21 protein-coding genes are annotated in these 16,780 nt (G+C 71.4%); 8 read left to right on the top strand and 13 right to left on the bottom strand.

All coding sequences use genetic code 11. The features are described 5' to 3' along the window. Positions 1-58: 58 nt before the first annotated feature. From DMB66_RS02275 to DMB66_RS02285, 3 genes are all read right to left on the bottom strand, one after another. Positions 59-724, bottom strand: coding sequence for a DUF6348 family protein (locus DMB66_RS02275; protein ID WP_125802279.1), 666 nt, complete (start codon positions 722-724; stop codon positions 59-61). A gap of 198 nt (positions 725-922) precedes the next feature. Then, positions 923-1,411: a hypothetical protein gene (locus tag DMB66_RS02280; protein WP_125802280.1), complete on the bottom strand. Its 489-nt coding sequence runs from the start codon at positions 1,409-1,411 to the stop codon at positions 923-925. Positions 1,412-1,607: 196 nt separating this feature from the next. Next, positions 1,608-1,991: a hypothetical protein gene (locus DMB66_RS02285; protein ID WP_125802281.1), complete on the bottom strand. Its 384-nt coding sequence runs from the start codon at positions 1,989-1,991 to the stop codon at positions 1,608-1,610. Positions 1,992-2,121: 130 nt separating this feature from the next. On the opposite strand from DMB66_RS02285, the gene DMB66_RS02290 reads away from it, so the two are divergent. Together DMB66_RS02290 and DMB66_RS02295 are read left to right on the top strand one after the other, a co-directional pair. After that, a complete protein-coding gene (locus DMB66_RS02290) occupies positions 2,122-2,388 on the top strand; it encodes a DUF6289 family protein (protein WP_125802282.1) in 267 nt (88 codons plus the stop codon). 380 nt (positions 2,389-2,768) lie between these two features. Beyond that, the gene (locus DMB66_RS02295; RefSeq protein ID WP_125802283.1) at positions 2,769-3,020 is read left to right on the top strand and encodes a hypothetical protein; all 252 of its coding nucleotides are present in this window, start codon (positions 2,769-2,771) and stop codon (positions 3,018-3,020) included. A 322-nt stretch (positions 3,021-3,342) separates the two neighbouring features. Here the strand turns inward: DMB66_RS02295 and DMB66_RS02300 are convergent, their stop codons facing one another. After that, positions 3,343-4,230: a hypothetical protein gene (locus DMB66_RS02300; protein WP_125802284.1), complete on the bottom strand. Its 888-nt coding sequence runs from the start codon at positions 4,228-4,230 to the stop codon at positions 3,343-3,345. Between the two features lie 177 nt (positions 4,231-4,407). Between DMB66_RS02300 and DMB66_RS02305 the strand changes: the two genes are divergently transcribed. The 4 genes from DMB66_RS02305 (at position 4,408) to DMB66_RS02320 (ending at position 7,399) form a co-directional block, all read left to right on the top strand. Next, positions 4,408-5,121 carry a hypothetical protein gene (locus DMB66_RS02305; RefSeq protein ID WP_125802285.1) on the top strand — a complete coding sequence of 238 codons (714 nt, stop codon included), beginning with the start codon at positions 4,408-4,410 and terminating at the stop codon, positions 5,119-5,121. Positions 5,122-5,308: 187 nt separating this feature from the next. Continuing rightward, on the top strand, positions 5,309-5,887 hold the full coding sequence (locus DMB66_RS02310; protein WP_199751767.1) for a ferredoxin: 579 nt from the start codon (positions 5,309-5,311) through the stop codon (positions 5,885-5,887). Positions 5,888-6,222: 335 nt separating this feature from the next. Then, the gene (locus DMB66_RS65740; protein ID WP_370318326.1) at positions 6,223-6,309 is read left to right on the top strand and encodes an SEC-C metal-binding domain-containing protein; all 87 of its coding nucleotides are present in this window, start codon (positions 6,223-6,225) and stop codon (positions 6,307-6,309) included. A gap of 250 nt (positions 6,310-6,559) precedes the next feature. Then, positions 6,560-7,399 carry a hypothetical protein gene (locus DMB66_RS02320; RefSeq protein WP_233624239.1) on the top strand — a complete coding sequence of 280 codons (840 nt, stop codon included), beginning with the start codon at positions 6,560-6,562 and terminating at the stop codon, positions 7,397-7,399. 44 nt (positions 7,400-7,443) lie between these two features. Here DMB66_RS02320 and DMB66_RS02325 read toward each other — a convergent pair whose 3' ends face one another. The 3 genes from DMB66_RS02325 to DMB66_RS02335 form a co-directional block, all read right to left on the bottom strand. Further along, positions 7,444-7,752: a hypothetical protein gene (locus DMB66_RS02325; protein WP_125802286.1), complete on the bottom strand. Its 309-nt coding sequence runs from the start codon at positions 7,750-7,752 to the stop codon at positions 7,444-7,446. A gap of 180 nt (positions 7,753-7,932) precedes the next feature. Further along, complete coding sequence (locus tag DMB66_RS02330; protein WP_125802287.1) at positions 7,933-8,544, bottom strand: GNAT family N-acetyltransferase; 612 nt, start codon at positions 8,542-8,544, stop codon at positions 7,933-7,935. Between the two features lie 7 nt (positions 8,545-8,551). Then, the gene (locus DMB66_RS02335) at positions 8,552-9,385 is read right to left on the bottom strand and encodes an AraC family transcriptional regulator (RefSeq protein WP_125802288.1); all 834 of its coding nucleotides are present in this window, start codon (positions 9,383-9,385) and stop codon (positions 8,552-8,554) included. Positions 9,386-9,475: 90 nt separating this feature from the next. On the opposite strand from DMB66_RS02335, the gene DMB66_RS02340 reads away from it, so the two are divergent. Beyond that, the gene (locus DMB66_RS02340) at positions 9,476-10,432 is read left to right on the top strand and encodes a DMT family transporter (RefSeq protein ID WP_125802289.1); all 957 of its coding nucleotides are present in this window, start codon (positions 9,476-9,478) and stop codon (positions 10,430-10,432) included. On the opposite strand, the gene DMB66_RS02345 is transcribed toward DMB66_RS02340, so the two are convergent. Genes DMB66_RS02345 through DMB66_RS02360 form a run of 4 tightly spaced genes read right to left on the bottom strand, consistent with a single transcriptional unit; the run spans position 10,383 to position 13,142 of the window. Beyond that, positions 10,383-11,219, bottom strand: coding sequence for an alpha/beta fold hydrolase (locus tag DMB66_RS02345; RefSeq protein ID WP_125802290.1), 837 nt, complete (start codon positions 11,217-11,219; stop codon positions 10,383-10,385). The genes DMB66_RS02340 and DMB66_RS02345 overlap by 50 nt on opposite strands. A gap of 5 nt (positions 11,220-11,224) precedes the next feature. Continuing rightward, the gene (locus DMB66_RS02350; RefSeq protein WP_125802291.1) at positions 11,225-11,827 is read right to left on the bottom strand and encodes an RraA family protein; all 603 of its coding nucleotides are present in this window, start codon (positions 11,825-11,827) and stop codon (positions 11,225-11,227) included. Beyond that, on the bottom strand, positions 11,824-12,480 hold the full coding sequence (locus DMB66_RS02355) for an RraA family protein (RefSeq protein ID WP_125802292.1): 657 nt from the start codon (positions 12,478-12,480) through the stop codon (positions 11,824-11,826). Before DMB66_RS02355 ends, DMB66_RS02350 begins: the two co-directional genes overlap by 4 nt. Beyond that, entirely contained in the window at positions 12,477-13,142 is a 666-nt protein-coding gene (locus tag DMB66_RS02360) for an RraA family protein (protein WP_199751770.1), read from the bottom strand. The genes DMB66_RS02355 and DMB66_RS02360 overlap by 4 nt, the downstream gene beginning before the upstream one ends. Positions 13,143-13,217: 75 nt before the next feature. On the opposite strand from DMB66_RS02360, the gene DMB66_RS02365 reads away from it, so the two are divergent. After that, positions 13,218-14,105, top strand: a complete 888-nt coding sequence (locus DMB66_RS02365; RefSeq protein WP_125802294.1) for a LysR family transcriptional regulator — start codon at positions 13,218-13,220, stop codon at positions 14,103-14,105. 9 nt (positions 14,106-14,114) lie between these two features. On the opposite strand, the gene DMB66_RS02370 is transcribed toward DMB66_RS02365, so the two are convergent. Next, positions 14,115-14,645 carry a DUF6879 family protein gene (locus DMB66_RS02370; protein ID WP_125802295.1) on the bottom strand — a complete coding sequence of 177 codons (531 nt, stop codon included), beginning with the start codon at positions 14,643-14,645 and terminating at the stop codon, positions 14,115-14,117. A gap of 94 nt (positions 14,646-14,739) precedes the next feature. Beyond that, the gene (locus DMB66_RS02375) at positions 14,740-16,755 is read right to left on the bottom strand and encodes a glycogen debranching N-terminal domain-containing protein (RefSeq protein ID WP_125802296.1); all 2,016 of its coding nucleotides are present in this window, start codon (positions 16,753-16,755) and stop codon (positions 14,740-14,742) included. Positions 16,756-16,780 lie beyond the last annotated feature (25 nt).

Consider the following 16,780-nt stretch of genomic DNA (forward strand, 5'->3'; position numbering starts at 1 on the left):
AGCGGCTGGCGCACGGACGTAGCCGATGAGCGGATGTTGCGGGCCGCGCCTTCTGGCGTCAGGTGGGATGCACGGCGACGGCATAGAAGCGGGCTATCGCGGAAACGGCCACGTTGGGCCAGGGGTGCGCGGCCATGGCTTCGGAGGCGAGTACGGCCGGCTCGCCGTTGACTCGGATCTCGGCGATGGTCGAGTCCGGGGTCCGGCAGAGATACACCTTGACGCCGTTGAGTTCCGGGCGGTCCAGGTCGGGCGTCAGTTCGGCCGCCAATGCACGCAGGATCTGGCTGTCGAGCACCGCGGCCTGTAGCACCTCGTTGCTCGCGTCATCGGGGCCGTAGCCCAGCACGCCGGAGCTGATCGTGTGCCATCCTGGGATGGCCGCGGGATCGTCGTCGCGCAGATGGGTGGCGTACCGACCGGTTCCGCCGGTCGCCATCTCCAGGAAGCAGGCTCCGGACGTCTCGCTCCAGATGTGCAGGACCGTGTCGAATGCCGCAGGCCCCGTTCCGAAACCGCTGATGCAGTCGATGATCAGACCGGCTTCGGACTCGCCCAACCTCGTGGAGAATCCGAGATCGAAATGCTCGGGACTTTCGGTGTGGTTGGGAAGCGACATCACCGCCCACGGACTGTGCCGACCGAATAGCATGCCGTTCTTCACCCAGCTGCCTTTGGTGAAGCCGGGCGCGAGTTCCTCGAGCTTGTCGCGCAACAGCGCCATGGCCTCGTCATCGGTGGGGCGATCGGGTGGAGGCTGCCGCGGATTCGCACGTTTCCAAAACATGGCGGGATCGTAGGGTAATGATCGACGCCTCGCACCGCCCGGTGCACGCTCTGCCGCGATCCGCGCGGAGCACGTGTCGTGCGGCGGCGGCCGGCGTGTGGGATCCGCCGCGTCAAGGTTTCGAGGATGCGCAGGTCACCGCAGGGTGCGCGACCGCACTGTACGTTGCAGGACTGTCTCGATCTCCTCCGGCAGCTGGAACCATCCGGCCGCCGTATAGAGGCGGTGCCGCGGGTTGTGCTGGTAGCTGCCCGCCACCGGCTGGGCATCACGGACCTGCACCGTTCCGAGGATGTCCTCTGGCGGCACCCGGCCGCCAGGGTCGCTCGTGCGCTCGTCGAGCAGGTAGACGAAGCCGTTGCCCTGGATGTGCGCCTGCCTGCGGATCGCCTCGCAACTGACCACGCTTTCCCAGATCGTTCGAGACAAGAGGCGCAGAAACGGCGGGTTCTCCCGAATGTCAGCCGGACCGGGCTCATCCAGGTCGGCATCATGGTGTACGACTGCCAGCACGACCTCCGGATGCAATCCGTGTTTGTCCACCCACACCGGCTCGAGCAGCGACATCACCGCTCGCTCGCCTCCGCCGAAATCGACTCGATATCCGTAGACCGCTCGCGCCATGGCGGACACCATAAACAGTCCGACGACCGGCTCACTATGCCACTACATCCATTGCATGACCGTGCGGACGCCACCGCGGCCAAGATCGAGCACGCTCTCATCTTGCCGAGCGTGCGCGGCAACGGCCTCGACCGCCGCGCTCCGGGAGCACCAAGTCCGTGACCACCCGTCACCGCGAGCCTGAAGACCAGCCGGATCAGGCCGCGGGCAGGTAGCGAGTGCGGCTACCGTACGTGCGGTCCTCGAGTTCCACGAAGGCCAGCCCGGGGACCACGGCTACGAGCTCGCCGTACAGGTGGCGGGCGACGAGCTCGAAGGTCGGCCGGAAGGGGAACCGGTTGGTCCACGGACCGTCGCCGAGCAGGTCCGCCCACGCCGCCAGCCGCGCCGACAACGCGTCCGTATCGAAAAACCAGCCGCGTTCGGTGAGGTCGTCGTCCTCGAAGCCGACGCCCGCTCGCAGGGCCACCTCGACATCTTCGCCGGAGACGAGCCGTTGCTGTCCAGCAGCGGCCCTGACGGGCGAGGGCAGGCCTTGACTGGCACGGAAGACGACGCAGACATCGACTACGAAAGGCATCTGGCCACCATTTCATCTGTACGGGCCGACCACACGCCTCGCCGAGCATCACCAAGATCACCGTCTGTTCGCCGAGACCTGACCGTTGGAGTTTCTTGCGCATCACCCTCGCGGCGGCGACCATCATTGAATGACATCGATGGTGCGCCGTCTCGCGCTAGTGTCCGCGGTCTCCGCGGCCGCGTTCGCCTTCGCCCCGCCCGCCCCGGCCGCGGCCTACCCCCAGTGCCTCGCCAACACCATGTGCGGCTGGCTGTACTACTCCGACGCAGCCCGGACCCACCAACAGGGCGGCCACACGACGAACTGTGACGGCGTCGTGCTGGACTGGGGCATCAAGCAGGGCTACTCGAAGTACATCGTGCAGACCTGCGGCGGCGAGCCCGATCCAGTGTGACGACCCTCTAGGCCCGCTACCGCTGGCCTCCTCTTGCAATATTTGACCGGCGGTTCGGCCACCGCCGGTTCCCGGGTCTGCTGGGCTCGGGGGCGCCACCCTCACGGTCGCCGGCGGCGCCGGGCTGACCTAGCGCGCGATCGACGAGGGCGTGTTCGCGTCCGGCACCGGGGCGGCCTACGCCGCCTGGAATGGGTGGCAGCCGTCCGGCCGAGACGTGCTCAACCTCGTGCGCGCCGCCGCGCTGGCCGCCTGCTAACGACGGGTCGTCTTTCCGGGGACAGCCCTGACTGGATCGTGGTCGCGGTCCGCCACGTCTTTCCCCATCTGGTGCCCGCCGACCGGTGACCGACGCGCGCCCGAGCAGGTGGGAGCGCCCAGTGGCGATGGTGCGGGTTCATGGTGGTTCCGGCAAGAGCGGAAGCTGCCTGAACACGGTGATCTCCGACTTCAATGCCCGTACGGCGACGACGGACCTGAAGCTGACGAAGGACCCTGCCGACGTCGAGCTGTACTTCGCTCCCGTCTCCAAGTTCCGGTCTCTGGCTTCGGACTATGTGGCCGGGAACGACGGCTTCTTCTCGATCAAGTGGTCGTACAACATAGGGAGTCCGCTGTCACCTCATCCGTGAGGAGCTCACCCAGGCGACGGGATCATCTGGCTGCTGTACAGCGGTGCGGTGCACCCGGTCGATACGACGAACGACATCACCCGCGCGGTGACCGTCAAGTAGCCACCGCGCTTGCGGCCGGAAGGCCCGGCCGGCACCCGTACGCCCGTGCAGAACTCGAGGGAGCGGTGAACTCGAGGGCTGCGCCTCCGCCTGTGCACGGACGCAAGGTGGCAAGGATGCGTGCGCTCATTTGCCGCGATCCGTGCCCAGCGCGGCGGGCCCAAGGCACGACAGCTGCTCCGATCGCCTGTGGTCAGGTGGCGCGGCCGTGAAGGTACGCCTACCGGGCGGCCCTCAGGTCGGCCCACTGTCGGTCGTGGTCGTCCGCGATCTCCGGTTCCGGGTTCAGGCGTCCTTCGGCCAGCAGAGTGTCCACCAGATCGAGGTCGTCCTGCCTCTCGTCGATCTCGCCGCGCGCGAGACGGCGGGCAGCCATCACGTCGACCGCTCGCAGGGCCAGCGAAGCGACGTCGACCGGCGGACGATAGGCCGCCGCCCACAGCTCGGCGTCCAGCGCGATCGCGGCCACCTCCCAGGGCGCCGCCGGCTCAGCCTCGTCGTCCATCTCCTGGGCGGCAGCCCGCATCCGGGCGAAGTAGGCCAGCGTGGAGATTGGCGAGAACGGCCAGCCCTCCACCGGGAAGGCCCGCGGCGACGTCCGGCCGATGGTTGTCAAGCCGAGGGCACGGACGACAGCGAAGACGGTGTCGTCCGCCAGCTGATCTCCGGTCACGGCCGCGTGCACCGCCGCCGGGTCGGCGCGCAGGCCGGCCGTCGCGCTCCACTCCAACAGCTCGCCGACCACGTCCTCGACCGCGCGACCGCTCGGACCGGGCAGACCCTTGGGCCCATGCTCGTCGCAGCAGCCCTCTTCGACGTCATGCAGACGCGTCACCCGCCCGGCACGATCGCCGACAGCGGCACACAGCAGGGCCCAGTCGCTGTCGAAGACCTGTGCCGCGAGCACCGGGCGCCCGGTCGATGTCGCCAGTCGACGGCATGGTTTCCGCAGCTCGGGCGCCTCGATCCGGCCGCCGGTCTCCACGAGCTGCCAGCCGTCGCCGAGCTGCCGCACATACCGATGCTGGTGCCCGAAACTGTCCATACCGTCCTCATGGACGAGCAACCCCGCCGACCAACCCACGACCACGGTCCCCGTGTATCCCACGCGCACAGCCTAGATCTGCCCTGAGGTCGGCTTGAATCGCGGCAGCGGGCGGACTCCATCGGGCCGCGGTAGAAGCCCTTGTCCGCGTCGGGTCAATCTGCTCCCACCGGAGCTTCGCGCCGACCCGCCCAGCTGTTCACACGAGGCTTGGCGGTGATTGTTGGTAGCTTGTTGCGCATGGGGGTGGTACGGACATTCGAAGACGATGACCTCTCACTGGAATACAGCCTTCTCGTCCTCGTGGACCCGAGCGTCGCGTGGCCACACGAAGATCCGCACATTCCGCACTACCGCGACCGGGGGGACACGCCGAACGGCACATTCGCCGGCTCGGGCGCGGGTTGGATCTATGCCGACGCCCCCGACCTGGACGATCACCGTATTCGTCTTGAACTGCACGACAGCGAGCCACCGCCGGCCGACCGGGGACACTTCGACGACGTCCTCGAGACGCCGTACCGTTCAAGCTCCGGCGCGATTTCGCTGGCCTGGGTGACCAGTGGCCCCGGGGACAGGGAAGACCTCGAGCTGGGTGCAGCCGAATGGTTCCGGGTCCGGATCGCCCGGCGACGAGAAGACGCCGAGGGCCCTCCAGAATTCCGCTATCACTGGTTGCTGCAGTTCTGGCCCGACTCGGCGATCGAGCCTCCGGTCTGGCTGGCCCGAAGTGAGGCTGTCAGGGATGCCCGACTGGCCGAGGACATCGAAGCGATACTGCGGTGGACACCGCGGCTGCCGTTGGAGACCACAACTCGCGAGCTGGCGAGGCGTCTGCTGGTCAGCGAAGCGGAGGTCCGCGACGCTCTGGGCGTCGCGAGGCTGGCCGATCTGCTGCACACCGAAGGCGAGGAGCCGCTGCGGCTGAGACTCGGGCCCCGAGCCAGTTCCTGACAGCCGCGGTCAACGCGTGCCGGGCCACCGGACTGGATCAGCAGGCGCCAATGCAGTGCGCCGGAGGCATGCGAGGATGCGGCGGGATCTCTTGGGCGCAACGCCGAGACTCTTGGCGTCCGACGTCTCGTCCTTCCTCAATGAGTGGGTTCCGGGCTCTGTTCGCCATCTGGTTAGCCTGTTTGCCATGTACTGGGATCCCATGCCAACGGTCGCTGCTTCTGCCGGCCTGGATGTGGCGAACTTTTCCCGAGGAGAACGGCGACTGGGACCGCCGGAGGCGTATCTACGGGGTCGGTGGACAGAGCGTGACTGGCGCAACGTGCCGGGCCCGTTCTACGGCGCACTGACCGATTCCTGCTGGACAGGCCGCGACATCGCGCCCGCGCATGTGGTTTACGAGGACGATTACGGCAGCGAGATCGTGTACCGGCAACCCAGGAACGCGAGCGAGGTTCAGCTCGTGCTGACGGCAGCCTGGAACGACCCGTGCGGCGGCTATGCCGCTGATGGCGATGAACACTGGACGCTCCGGCTGCTGCAGGAGTGGTGGGTCGATCGCGGTCGGCTAGCCGCCTGGATCGACGACCTACAACGACGATGGTCATCCCGCGAACGGGCTGACGAACGCGAGAACGCGGCGGGGCTTCGCGAGTACGCCGAATACCTGGGAAGCGGGCTCGAAGCCGATCTCCGCCATTATGGATTCTGGCTCGACCACAGGCGACCGCCGCGACCTGACGAAAGACTTCCTCATCTAGGTTGACCTCGGCGGAACACAGCTTTCGGGAAAGTCAGGATTCGGCCTTCGATAAGGCGCAGCCGGCTGTCGATGTGGTGACGGGCCGTCCGCGCTGATCGCGCGGCCCGGCGGAAGACCTCGAAACTCTGTCGCGCGGTGGCGACCACGGCGCCTATCGTTCTCCCGCGCTGCGATCCACCACCGCAGAGAGGTTTCGTGATGGTCAGGAGGTCATGATGGACCGCGACGAGAAGTTCGAGATGTCCTTTTGAGCCGAGCAGCAAGCGCCGTCGGGGGTTCCCTTTAGCGAGACCCACGTCAAGCGAGGCGACCGCATCGTCGGTCACGATACGGAACTCGTGGAGAAGCTCGGCGGCAGGGACCCCTGTCCCTGCGGGTCCGGGCGGCGGTTTCCGTCGCTGTTGCCGGTCCGCTGGACGGTATGACGACACGAACGGCCACTACTACGTCCGCGACTGACTGGCGTCGATACCGGCCGACGGCCCGCTCAGGCGGCCGTCGGCCGGCCACGATCATCTGCCGCGATCCGGGCGCGCGGCGATGTGCAGCCGCTGGTCAGCGCTATCTGCCAGGACCACCGGTGCTCGACACCCATGGCGACCCCCACATCCGTGGCGTATGCACACGGGAATGCCCGGAGCGATCGTGGTGTGTGGTGAACTGGGTGGCGTGCAGATGCGTCCCACAGAACTGGCGGCGATCCGGGCCGGCGATATCGACGTGGCGTTCCGCCGGTGGGAACGGCCTCGGGTCAGGGTCGGTACCCGGATGCGTACCGCCGTCGGACTGGTCGAGGTCACGTCCGTCGAACGCGTGCCAATCAGGTCGCTGACCGCCGCGGACGCCCGCCGGGCCGGCGCGGCGTCGCTGGCCGCGCTCCGCCACGGGTTGGACCGCCTGCACCCCGACCGGCCGGTGTATCGGATCGGGCTGCGGTATGCGGGCGTCGACCCGCGGCAGGCGCTGCGGGAGGCAGTACCCGACGCCGCGGAGATCGACGCGATCGTCGCGTGGCTCGACCGGCTCGACCGCGCCTCGCCGACCGGGCCGTGGACCCGGGCAACGCTCATGCTGATCGACGAACTGCCGGCCACCCGGGCACCCGACCTCGCGCAACGGATCGGGCGAGACACCCCGTCGTTCAAACAGAACGTGCGCAAGCTGAAGGAGCGCGGCCTGACCGAATCGCTCGACATCGGCTACCGGCTCTCGGCGCGCGGCGCCGCCGTCCTGGACCACGAGGGTCATCCCCGGTCGGCCCAGAGCCGGTCGGTACCGGAGCCGGGCATCCCGCTGCCACACATCGGCGCCGCCGCGACACGCGCGCTTACCGCGCACGGCGTGCTCCGGCTCGAACAGCTCGCCGCCCTCAGTGCCGGCGAGGTGCAGGCACTACACGGAGTCGGGCCCTACGCCCTTCGCCACCTGCGCACGGCGATGGACGCGGCCGGGCTGGCCTTCCGCGACGATTCCGGCGCCTCACCACAGGCCGGTGCCACGCCAGAGACGTCCTGACATCCATTCGCGAGCCGCCGCCAAGAGGGCGAGGACGATCTCACCTACCTCGATACAACGCGCACGTAGCCCCGACGAGCGCGGCCGTGCACGTCTGCCGCAATGCGCTCGCTGGGTCGCACCGTCGTCCGCCCGATGTCCAGCAGGACCGCGCCTCGCAGGTGGCGATCCGGTGCCTGGTCATCGTCGCGGGCACGAGGAAAGACGTCATCGCGGGCACGAGGAACGACGGCAGCGCGGGCACCAGGGAACGACGTCATCGCGGGCACCAGGAACGACGTCATCGCGGGCACCAGGAACGACGGCAGCGACCGGCTGATCGCCTTGTCGATCGCCGCCGAGGCGCTGTCCATCCAGCGTGCAAGCCCCTTCCAGAGGGAGATCCAGCGTGCAAGTCCTTCCAGAGGGAGATCCAGCGTGCAAGTCCTTCCAGAGGGAGCAAGGGAGACAAGGCGGAGTGGCCGTCAACACCTCCCCGGACCCGACGACGGACGACCGACGACCGACGACCACGGCACAGCGATCGGGCGAGGTCAGGCAGGTGGCCCGTCGTCGCGGACGCGGGCGTGCAGGTGCATGTCGTGGCGGCCGTCGGAGTGGACCGCGGCGCTTCGCTTCACGCCCTCCAGCAGGAAGCCTGCCTTGGCGGCGACCCGGCAGGAGGCCCGGTTGCGGGTCGAGTGATCCAGCTCCAGGCGGTGGAAGCCGGCCCCGCCGAGGGCCCAGGCGCTCACGGCGGTCAGCGCCCGGGACGCCACTCCCGCGCCGCGGGCGGCCTGGAGCACCCAGTACGCGCACACCGCGACGCCGTCGTCGAGGTCTATCCCGCGCAGGGCGATGCGCCCCAGCACCTCACCGCCGCCGCCGGTGACCGCCCAGTGCGCGCCCTTCTCCCGCGCCCAGTCCGCGCCGTACCGGTCGAACCACTCGCGGACCTGGTCGGCGGACGCGGGCTGGCGGGTGTGCCAGTGCCCTATCTCGGGGTCGCGGTAGGCCGCGAGGAAGACCGTGGCGTCGGCGGCTGCCCAGGGGCGCAGGAGCAGGCCGCCGGGGGCGGGGAGCCGGGGTTGCGGGGCGGCGGCGAGCGTGCCGGCGGGGAGCGTGCCGGCGGGGATGGCGGGCGGCGTCGAGAGGTTCGCGGTCACCGTCCCATCATCCGGCCCGCCGGTAGGTGGTCGGGGTGATGCCGTAGTGGCGGGTGAACCAGCGGGTCAGGTGCGCCTGGTCGGTGAAGCCCACCTCGGTGGCGACGCGCGCGGCGGGCCGCCCGGCGACGAGCAGCCGGCGGGCGGCGCGCAGCCGCAGCTGGCGCTGGTATTCGCTGGGCGCCATCCCGTACACCGCCTGGAACGACCGGTAGAGGGTGTAGCGGCTGCACCCGGCCCAGGCCGCGAGCGCGTCGGCGCTGAGCGGCTCGGCGTAGCAGTCGTGGAGCAACCCGCGGGCCCGGGCGGCGAGCCGGGTGGCGGCCGGCGCCGGGACGGTGGGCGGCGTCCGGATGGCGCCGGCGCTCCCCGCGAGGCGGGTCACCGCGGCGACCGTGGAGGCGACGATCTCGTCGCGTTCGAGCGGGGACGCGCCCCGGGCGAGCGCGGCGTGCAGCCTGCGCAGGCGGGTCGCCAGCAGCGGTGAGTGCAGCACGGGCGCGCCGAACAGCGGCAGGCCGACCCTGCGTTCGGCCATGTCGGCCAGCACGCCGGCGACCAGCTCGGGGCCGATGTGCACGATCCGGTAGGTGAACCCCAGCTCGTGGGCGGCGTGCCCGTCGTGCACCTCGTCCGGGTTGAACGCCATCACCATCCCGGCGGCGCTGGTGTGCCCCGCGCCCCGGCAGGCGAAGGTCTGCGCGCCGCGCTCGGTGACGCCGAACGAGTAGGCCTCGTGGCTGTGCCGTTGGTAGCGGTGGTGCCGGAAGTGCGCGTGCATCGCCTCCAGCGGGGCGTCGGCCGACCGCCAGTAGCTGGCCCATTCCCGGTCGCCCGTCATGCGGCCACCGGCGGGCACGCGGCGCACGAGCCTACAAGACCCGGCACCCGGCCCGGGCCGACGATGACCAGGCCACCGGGAGGGGAGCACATGCCAGACACGGTATCGAGAACCACCGACAAAACCAGCCCGTACCTGCTGCTGACGACCACGATGGTGCTGTGGGGCAGCGGTTTCAGCAGCTCCAAGCAGGTGGTCGAGCACCTGCCCCACCCGGTGGCGGCGACGCTGCGCTTCGGCGGCGGCGCGCTGGTGCTGCTGGCCGTGCTGCGCCTCTCCCACCGCGACCGCGCCGGCACCAGCGCCGGCGACCGCGCCCGCCGGACGTCGCCGCGCGACTGGGCGCGGGTCGCCGGGGCGGGGGTGCTCGGCGTCTTCGCGTACAACATGATCTTTTTCTGGGGGCTGTCGCTGGCGCCGGCCATCGACGGGAGCATCATCGTCCCGGTCCTGAGCCCGGTGCTCACGACGTCGTTCCTGCTGGTCATGGGCCGGGAGCGGGCCTCGGCCGCGCGGATCGCGGGCCTGTGTGCCGGCGCCGCCGGCGCGGTGGTCTTCTTCATCGGTACGGCCGGAGCGCCGGTGACCGCGGGCGGCGGCAACCGGCTCGCCGGGGACGCGCTGTTCCTGCTGAGCGCGGCCTGCTGGGCGGCGTTCACCCTGACCGGACCGCGGGTGCTCGCCGGCATCGCACCGCTGACGGCGACGACGTACGCGATGCTGACGGGTGCGGTCCTGCTGGGCGCCTACGCCGCACCGTCGGCGGCCGGCGTCGCCTGGTCCGGCGTGCCCGCCTCGGGGTGGCTGAATCTCGCCTTCCTGGTGATCGGGCCGACCGCGGTGGCGAACCTGTTCTACTACCGGGGAATCCGCGCCGTCGGGCCCGCCTCCGCGTCGATCATGATGTTCGTCGTGCCGGTCTTCGGCATCGCCTGCTCCGCGATCTTCCTCGGCGAGTCGTTCGGTGCCGTGCAGGCCGTGGGCGCGGCGGTCCTGCTCATCGGGGCGGTGCTGGCTGTCTCGCGGGGCCGTTCAGGAAACCGGTGATGGACGACCACATCGCCGGCGGGTTGGAGTACATCGGGAAGTGGCCGCTGTGGGCGATCTCGGCGACGTGCACGCCCTCGCCGGCCAGCCTCGTCAGGTACGACAGTGAGTTGTTCTGCCGGCCGTACATGAACATCTTCGGGACGCGGAGGGCCAGGAAGCGTTCCAGCAGGCCGCCGTGGTCGGAGAGGTCGACCATGGACTCGAAGATCGGCTGGACGGCGGCGGCGCGGACCTTGTGGGGCAGGCTCGCGGCGTACAGGCTGCTGGCGTAGTAGCGCGAGCCGGCGACCCGGCCGGCGAACCGGGCGAGGAACTCCGCCGGTTCGTCGTGCGCGTGGGTGATGATCTGGCGGCTCAGGAAGCAGTCCTCCGGCGCCAGGTTGCCCTCGATGTTGACGAAGCCCGCCACCGCGCCGGGGTTGCGGGCCGCCAGCATCAGCGCGGTCAGCCCGCCCATCGAGTGGCCGATGAGGTGGTACCGCCCGATCCGTCTCGCCCGCAGCGTCCGTTCGGCGGCCGTGACCAGGAACGGGATCGACAGCGCGGCGAGGTCCGAGCACGTCGTGGCGCCGCAGCCCGGTGCGTCGTAGGCCAGGATCGGCCGGCCGGCCAGCCCGTCCTGGTGTACGACGTCCGCGTAGTCCTCCTTCGTGGAGCCGAAGCCGTGCAGGAAGACGAGCGGGATGCCGGTGCCGGCCCGGTACAGGCCCGCGATCTCGACCTGGGCCCCGCCGATCGCGAGCGGAAGGGTGAATCCTTCGAGCTTGTCCCGGTTGTCCGCCACCGCGCTCACCGGTCCGCGCCGAAGGAGTAGAGGTCCAGCGTGGTCCGGCCGCGCCGCAACTGGGCCATGATCTCGGCTTCGTGGGCGACGCGCGCGTCGGCCCGGTCGAGAAGCGCGTCGAGGCCGGCCCCGGGCAGGGCGACCACCCCGTCGAGGTCGCCGACGATCAGATCTCCGGTATGCACCGTGACGTCCCCGACGGTGACGGGAACGCCCAGGACGCCGGGGAAGTCCTTCCTCGTGCCACGGATCGAGTCGCCGCGGGAGAAGACCGGGAAACGCAGGCGTTCGAGGTCGGCGGCGTCGCGTACGCCACCGTCGATCAGCAGGCCGCGCAGGCCCCGTTGCCGGGCGGCGACGGTGAGGATCTCGCCCCAGTGCCCGAAACGGGCCCCGCCGTGATCGGCCACGAGCACGGAGCCGGCCGGTGCCCGGACGACGGCGCGGTGCAGGGCGAGGTTGTCGCCGCCGGCGCCCTGCACGGTGAAGGCGGGCCCGCACAGTCGCGCGCCGGGCCAGACCGGGCGCACCCCGGGCGCGAGGGCGACGGCGAGGCCGGACGCCTCGGACAGGGTGGCCGTCGAGTGACCGCGGGCGAGGTCGCTCATGAGGTGCCCGTACGGGTCTGCAGCGAGTGGTAGCCGAGCCTGGCGCGTGCCTCGGCGAGGCCGTCGCCGCCGTGCACGGCGGCCACGACGGCCCGCTCGACCCGTTCGACGCGCTCGGCGGCGCGCCGCACCTCGTCCCATCGGCCCGCCGGAACGGCGACGGCGCCGTCATCGTCGGCCAGCACGATGTCCCCCGGCGCGACGGTGACGCCGTCGATGGTCACGGCCCGGCCGACGGCGGCGACCCGGACGCGGTCCTTTCCGGTACGCATGAACCTGGCGGCCGACCAGATCGGGTACCCGATCGCCCCGGCGACGGCGACGTCCCGGCAGCTCCCGTGGATGACCGTGCCCGCGATGCCCCGCAACCGCGCGACCTGGGTCATGATGCCGCCCCACACGGTGCAGTCGGTCCGGCCGCCGTTGTCGATCAGGATCACCGCGCCGGGCGGCACGTCGTCGAGGAAGTCCCCGACCGTGCCTCCGCGCTCGTCGACCGGCTCGTACCCGACCGTGAACGCGGGTCCCAGGGCGCGCTGGCCCGCCCGCAGCGGTCCGATGCCGGGCAGCGACCCCGGCAGACCCAGGGAATCCAGGGCGTCGGAGACCGAGGCGGTGGACACGTCCGTCGTAAAGGGCCGGGCCGGGCTCACCGGCTGTCTCCCAGGTCCCCGGCGAGGCGCGCGTCGTGCATCGCCTCGGACAGGGGCGCCCCGGCCCGGATCTCGTCCGCGATCGTCCGTTCGCGGGCGACGATCGCGGCGGCGAGCCGGACCACGTCGGCCGCCCGGTCCCGCGGGACCACGACGATCCCGGTCTCGTCGGCGAGGATCACGTCGCCCGGCGCGACCGCGAGCCCGCCGAGCCGCACCGTTTCACCCGCGGAGCGTTGCCGCAGGCGGCCCCGCGCCGTCGCCGGGACCGCACCCCGCGCGAAGACGGGAAAGCCCAGCTCGCGGGCCTCGGCGACGTCGCGGCACACCCCGTCGGCGACCACGCCGCGAACGCCGCGCCGGGCCGCGCCCAGGCTCAGGATGCCGCCCCAGCACGACACGTCCGTGCGGCCCTGGTTGTCGACGACGATCACGGATTCGCCGTCCGCGGACTCGACGGCCGTGGTGGCGATGTGCGGACCGGCCGGCCGGTCGTCGGCCGGTTCGAGGCCGACCGTTACCGCGAATCCCACGATCGCCGCCGGGCCCCACACCGGCCGGACGCCGCCGATGCCCGGTGGCAGGCCGAGCCGGTCGAGCGCGTCGCTGACCGCGGCGGAGTCGACCGCCGCGAACTGGTCGAGCAGGTCCGGACTGTTCATGTCGCTCAGCTCAGCAGACCCGACCCATATTCTGAAGGTCTGATTCGCTATCTCAGTGAGAGGCTGGATGAATCAATGATCGAGGTGCGCCAGGCGCGGTACTTCATCGCCGTCGCCGAGGAACTCCACTTCGGCCGGGCCGCGCGGCGGCTGCGGATGTCCCAGCCACCGCTGTCCCAGGCCATCAAGCTCCTGGAACGGCAGCTCGGCTGCGAGCTGCTGCACCGCACGCAGCGGTCGGTGGCGCTGAGCCCGGCCGGCGGCGTGTTCCTCGATCAGTGCCGGGCTCTCGTCCGCCAGGCCGAGGCCGCGGCGAGCGCCACCCGGCAGGCCGCCACCGGACGCGGCGGCCGGCTCAGCATCGGCGCCGTCACGTCGGCGTTCGCGTGGCCGCTCCCGGTCGTGATCGAACGCTTCCACGCCGACCGGCCCGACATCGACATCCGGGCGCAGGAGATCGACTCCCACGAAGCGGCGGCCGGCCTGCTCGACCGCAGCCTCGACCTCGCCGTCGTCCGCCAGACCGCCCCCGCGCCCGGAACGACCGCGACCACGCTGCTCACCGACCGGTTCGTCGCCGCGCTCCCGGCCCACCATCCCGCGGCCGGGCCCGCCGGCCCGATGGACCTCGCCACCCTGGCCGGCGACACCTGGATCTGGCTGCACCGGCAGATCTCACCGGACTACCACGACGCGATGGCCACATTGTGCCGCGCCGCCGGGTTCAGCCCGATCCCGGCGCACTGGGCGCGGTCGGTCACCTCGCAGATCGCGATGGTCGAATGCGGCCTCGGCGTCACGATCGTGCCCTCGACGGCGGCCGCCCAGCACCACGCCGTGCGGTTTCGGCCCCTGCGCGACGACAGCGCCACCATCGGCCTCACGATCATGACCCGCGGCGGCCCCGGGGAGGCCGTGCGGCACTTCACCGCCCTGACCACCGCCGTGGCCGCGCGACGCTGACGTCCGGCCTCACCCGGCTTCTCCTCGCGCGGTGCGGATCGCCAGGTCACGCCACGAGCGCGCCTGCCGCAGGTCGTCGTCCTCAGTGGTCAGTTCGGTGCCGGTCAGCCGGCCGTGGTCGTCGAAGGTCATCCGGATGAGCCGGCTGTCCTCCAGGAGCCACCAGTCGCAGCCGCCGAACGCGCCGGTGAGCCCGACGCGTCGCGCGATGGCGCGCGGCAGATAGTGGATGACTTCGCCCGCTTCGATGTTCCAGCGGTCCATGTACCGGATCCACCGCTGATATTCCGTGGGCGGGTCATCGGCGAGCCGGACCCGCTCGGTGCGGATCCCGGCGTCGGTCTTCTCGCGGACCTGCCGGTAGTACGCCCGGAACCCTTCGCGAGTCTCCGGGGATTCCGGGCGCCCGGCCCGGAACGTGTCGAACAGCTCGCGCTCGCTTCCGACGGTGTAGACGGGCTGGAGCTCGAGGCGGAACGCGGACTTTTGGTACCTGCTGAGCTCCTGCGCGAACTGACCGTCGGTGAGCGCGGTTCTCATCGATAGCCACCCCTTCCGTCGGATGGTGGCGTGCCGTAGCTCGATGATCGCACTGCGTGGTCAAGGAGTGAACCGCCGTGCGTCTATTCCTTTGTCAACACCCGACCGACAGGCCGGCGGGCAGCCCGGTGATGCCGACGTCGGCGCCGACGGTGACGTCGACCGGGCTGCCGGCGATCCGCAGGCCCCGCGCCGTCACCGCGCCGAAGGGCAGGCCGGGCAACGGATTCAGCCGGACGCGGCCGTTCGGCACGTCCGGCTCCAGGCCGATCGCGGCCTGCAGCATCAGCACCGCGGCGGCGGCCGACCAGGCCTGCGGGCGGCAGGCCGCCGGGTACGGCATCGGCCGGCTCAGCGCCGAGCGCGCGTCGCCGGCGTGCAGCTCGGGAAGCCGGTAGTCGAACGTCTCCGCGGCGGTCAGCAGCCCGTCGATCAGGGTGGTCGCCTCGGCGGCGAAGCCACCCCGGGCGAGCCCGGCGGCCACGATCGCGGTGTCGTGGGTCCACACCGAACCACAGTGGTACGAAAGCGGCGAGAAGCCACCGTCGTTCGTGGACATCGTGCGCAGCCCGTAGCCGCCGGACATCGCCTCGCCGCCGAGCGCGGTGGCGACCGCGCGCTCCTCCGCCGGGTTCAGCATGCCGGTGCCGAGCAGGTGGCCGATGTTGCTGGTGAGCGAGTCGACCGGGCGTTTGTCGCGGTCCAGGGCCAGCGCCGGGTAGCCGCCGTCGACCCAGAACACGGCCCGGAACTTCCCGGCCAGGGCGGCGGCGTGCTCGCGCCACCGCTCGCCGCCGGGCCGGCCGAACGCGTCCAGCAGGGCGGCGCCGTCCAGGGCCGCGCGGTACGCGTACCCCTGGACCTCGGCCAGCGCGATGGGCGCCTCGGCGATCCGGCCGTCGCGGTAGCGAACGGCGTCGCCGGAGTCCTTCCAGCCCTGGTTGGCCAGGCCGTGCCCGCTGGTGTCGAGGTATTCCAGGAAGCCGTCGCCGTCCGGGTCGGCGGCGCCGGCCAGCCAGCCGAGCGCGGCGTCGAGGTGCGGCAGCAGCCCGGCGACCTCCGCCTCCGCGAGGCCCCAGCGCCAGGCGTCGTGCAGCAGGCTGATCCAGAGCAGGGTGGCGTCGATGGTGCCGTAGTACGCCGCCGGCAGGTGCAGGCCGTCGGCGAGGACGAACTCCGTCCGGCGCAGCTCGTGCAGGATCTTGCCGGGCGCCTCGCCGGAGGCCGGGTCGGTCTTGGTGCCCTGGTGGCGGGCGAGGACCCGGAGCGTGCCGGCGGCCAGGCCGGTGCCGATCGGCAGCAGCATCCGGGCCGCCCAGAGGCTGTCGCGGCCGAACAGGGTGAGGAACCACGGCACCCCGGCGCCGAGGTAGACGTCCTGGCCGTCGGTCAGCCGCAGCGCGTGCAGGTCGTCGAGCGAGCGCGCGACCAGCCGGCCCAGGCGGTGATCGCCCGAGGTGACCTCGGCGGCGCTGAAGTCGCGGGCCCGGACCGGTGCGTGCACCACGGCGGCCGCGTCGTGTGCCCGTACGGTGAAGGTCAGGGTCGTGGTGGCACCCGGGTCGAGGGTGACCGCCCAGCTCAGCCGCCCGTCGTCGGTGGTGTCGGCCCGCGCCGCGGTGACCGTGACCGTGATGCCGTCGCGCTGCCAGGTCAGGCCGCCGTCCGCGGCGCGGCGGGCGGCCACCGGCGTGCCCGGGGCGCCGTCCTTGACCACCTCGATCGGGGCCAGGTCGGCCGCCAGGTCGACGGTGACCGTGGTGCCGACCGGGGCGGACGCGGTCGAGGCGAGGGTGATCCGCTCCTCGATCCGGCCCGGGGTGACCGTGCGGACCCGCTCGACGCGCACGGTGGGGTCCGCGCCGGGATCGCCGAGCCAGCGGGCCAGCGAGACGAAGTGGGTGGTGCCGGCGCCGGCGGTCGCGTGGCCGATCGGTTCGGTCTCCCTGCCGTCCAGGCACAGCACCGCCGCGGAGAGCACCCGCGTGTCGGCGTGATAGGCGCCCTGCACGCCGGCCGCGCGGATCTGCCCGTCGGCCCCGGCCAGCGCCGTGGTCGGCGCGGCGACGGTGGCGACCAGGTCGTGCAGCAAGGGCTGAAGACGGTTCATGGAGATCCCCTCGGCGGGTCTTGAC

It is taken from the genome of Actinoplanes sp. ATCC 53533, from assembly GCF_003947245.1.

What these genes read in the sequence shown, in the direction of transcription:
- DMB66_RS02275 (WP_125802279.1), bottom strand. Translation starts at nt 724, where the DNA reads ATGGCGCTGTTGCGCGACAAGCTCGAGGAACTCGCGCCCGGCTTCACC.
- DMB66_RS02280 (WP_125802280.1), bottom strand. Translation starts at nt 1,411, where the DNA reads ATGGCGCGAGCGGTCTACGGATATCGAGTCGATTTCGGCGGAGGCGAG.
- DMB66_RS02285 (WP_125802281.1), bottom strand. Translation starts at nt 1,991, where the DNA reads ATGCCTTTCGTAGTCGATGTCTGCGTCGTCTTCCGTGCCAGTCAAGGC.
- DMB66_RS02290 (WP_125802282.1), top strand. Translation starts at nt 2,122, where the DNA reads ATGACATCGATGGTGCGCCGTCTCGCGCTAGTGTCCGCGGTCTCCGCG.
- DMB66_RS02305 (WP_125802285.1), top strand. Translation starts at nt 4,408, where the DNA reads ATGGGGGTGGTACGGACATTCGAAGACGATGACCTCTCACTGGAATAC.
- DMB66_RS02310 (WP_199751767.1), top strand. Translation starts at nt 5,309, where the DNA reads ATGTACTGGGATCCCATGCCAACGGTCGCTGCTTCTGCCGGCCTGGAT.
- DMB66_RS02320 (WP_233624239.1), top strand. Translation starts at nt 6,560, where the DNA reads ATGCGTCCCACAGAACTGGCGGCGATCCGGGCCGGCGATATCGACGTG.
- DMB66_RS02325 (WP_125802286.1), bottom strand. Translation starts at nt 7,752, where the DNA reads ATGGACAGCGCCTCGGCGGCGATCGACAAGGCGATCAGCCGGTCGCTG.
- DMB66_RS02335 (WP_125802288.1), bottom strand. Translation starts at nt 9,385, where the DNA reads ATGACGGGCGACCGGGAATGGGCCAGCTACTGGCGGTCGGCCGACGCC.
- DMB66_RS02340 (WP_125802289.1), top strand. Translation starts at nt 9,476, where the DNA reads ATGCCAGACACGGTATCGAGAACCACCGACAAAACCAGCCCGTACCTG.
- DMB66_RS02350 (WP_125802291.1), bottom strand. Translation starts at nt 11,827, where the DNA reads ATGAGCGACCTCGCCCGCGGTCACTCGACGGCCACCCTGTCCGAGGCG.
- DMB66_RS02360 (WP_199751770.1), bottom strand. Translation starts at nt 13,142, where the DNA reads ATGAACAGTCCGGACCTGCTCGACCAGTTCGCGGCGGTCGACTCCGCC.
- DMB66_RS02365 (WP_125802294.1), top strand. Translation starts at nt 13,218, where the DNA reads ATGATCGAGGTGCGCCAGGCGCGGTACTTCATCGCCGTCGCCGAGGAA.
- DMB66_RS02370 (WP_125802295.1), bottom strand. Translation starts at nt 14,645, where the DNA reads ATGAGAACCGCGCTCACCGACGGTCAGTTCGCGCAGGAGCTCAGCAGG.
- DMB66_RS02375 (WP_125802296.1), bottom strand. Translation starts at nt 16,755, where the DNA reads ATGAACCGTCTTCAGCCCTTGCTGCACGACCTGGTCGCCACCGTCGCC.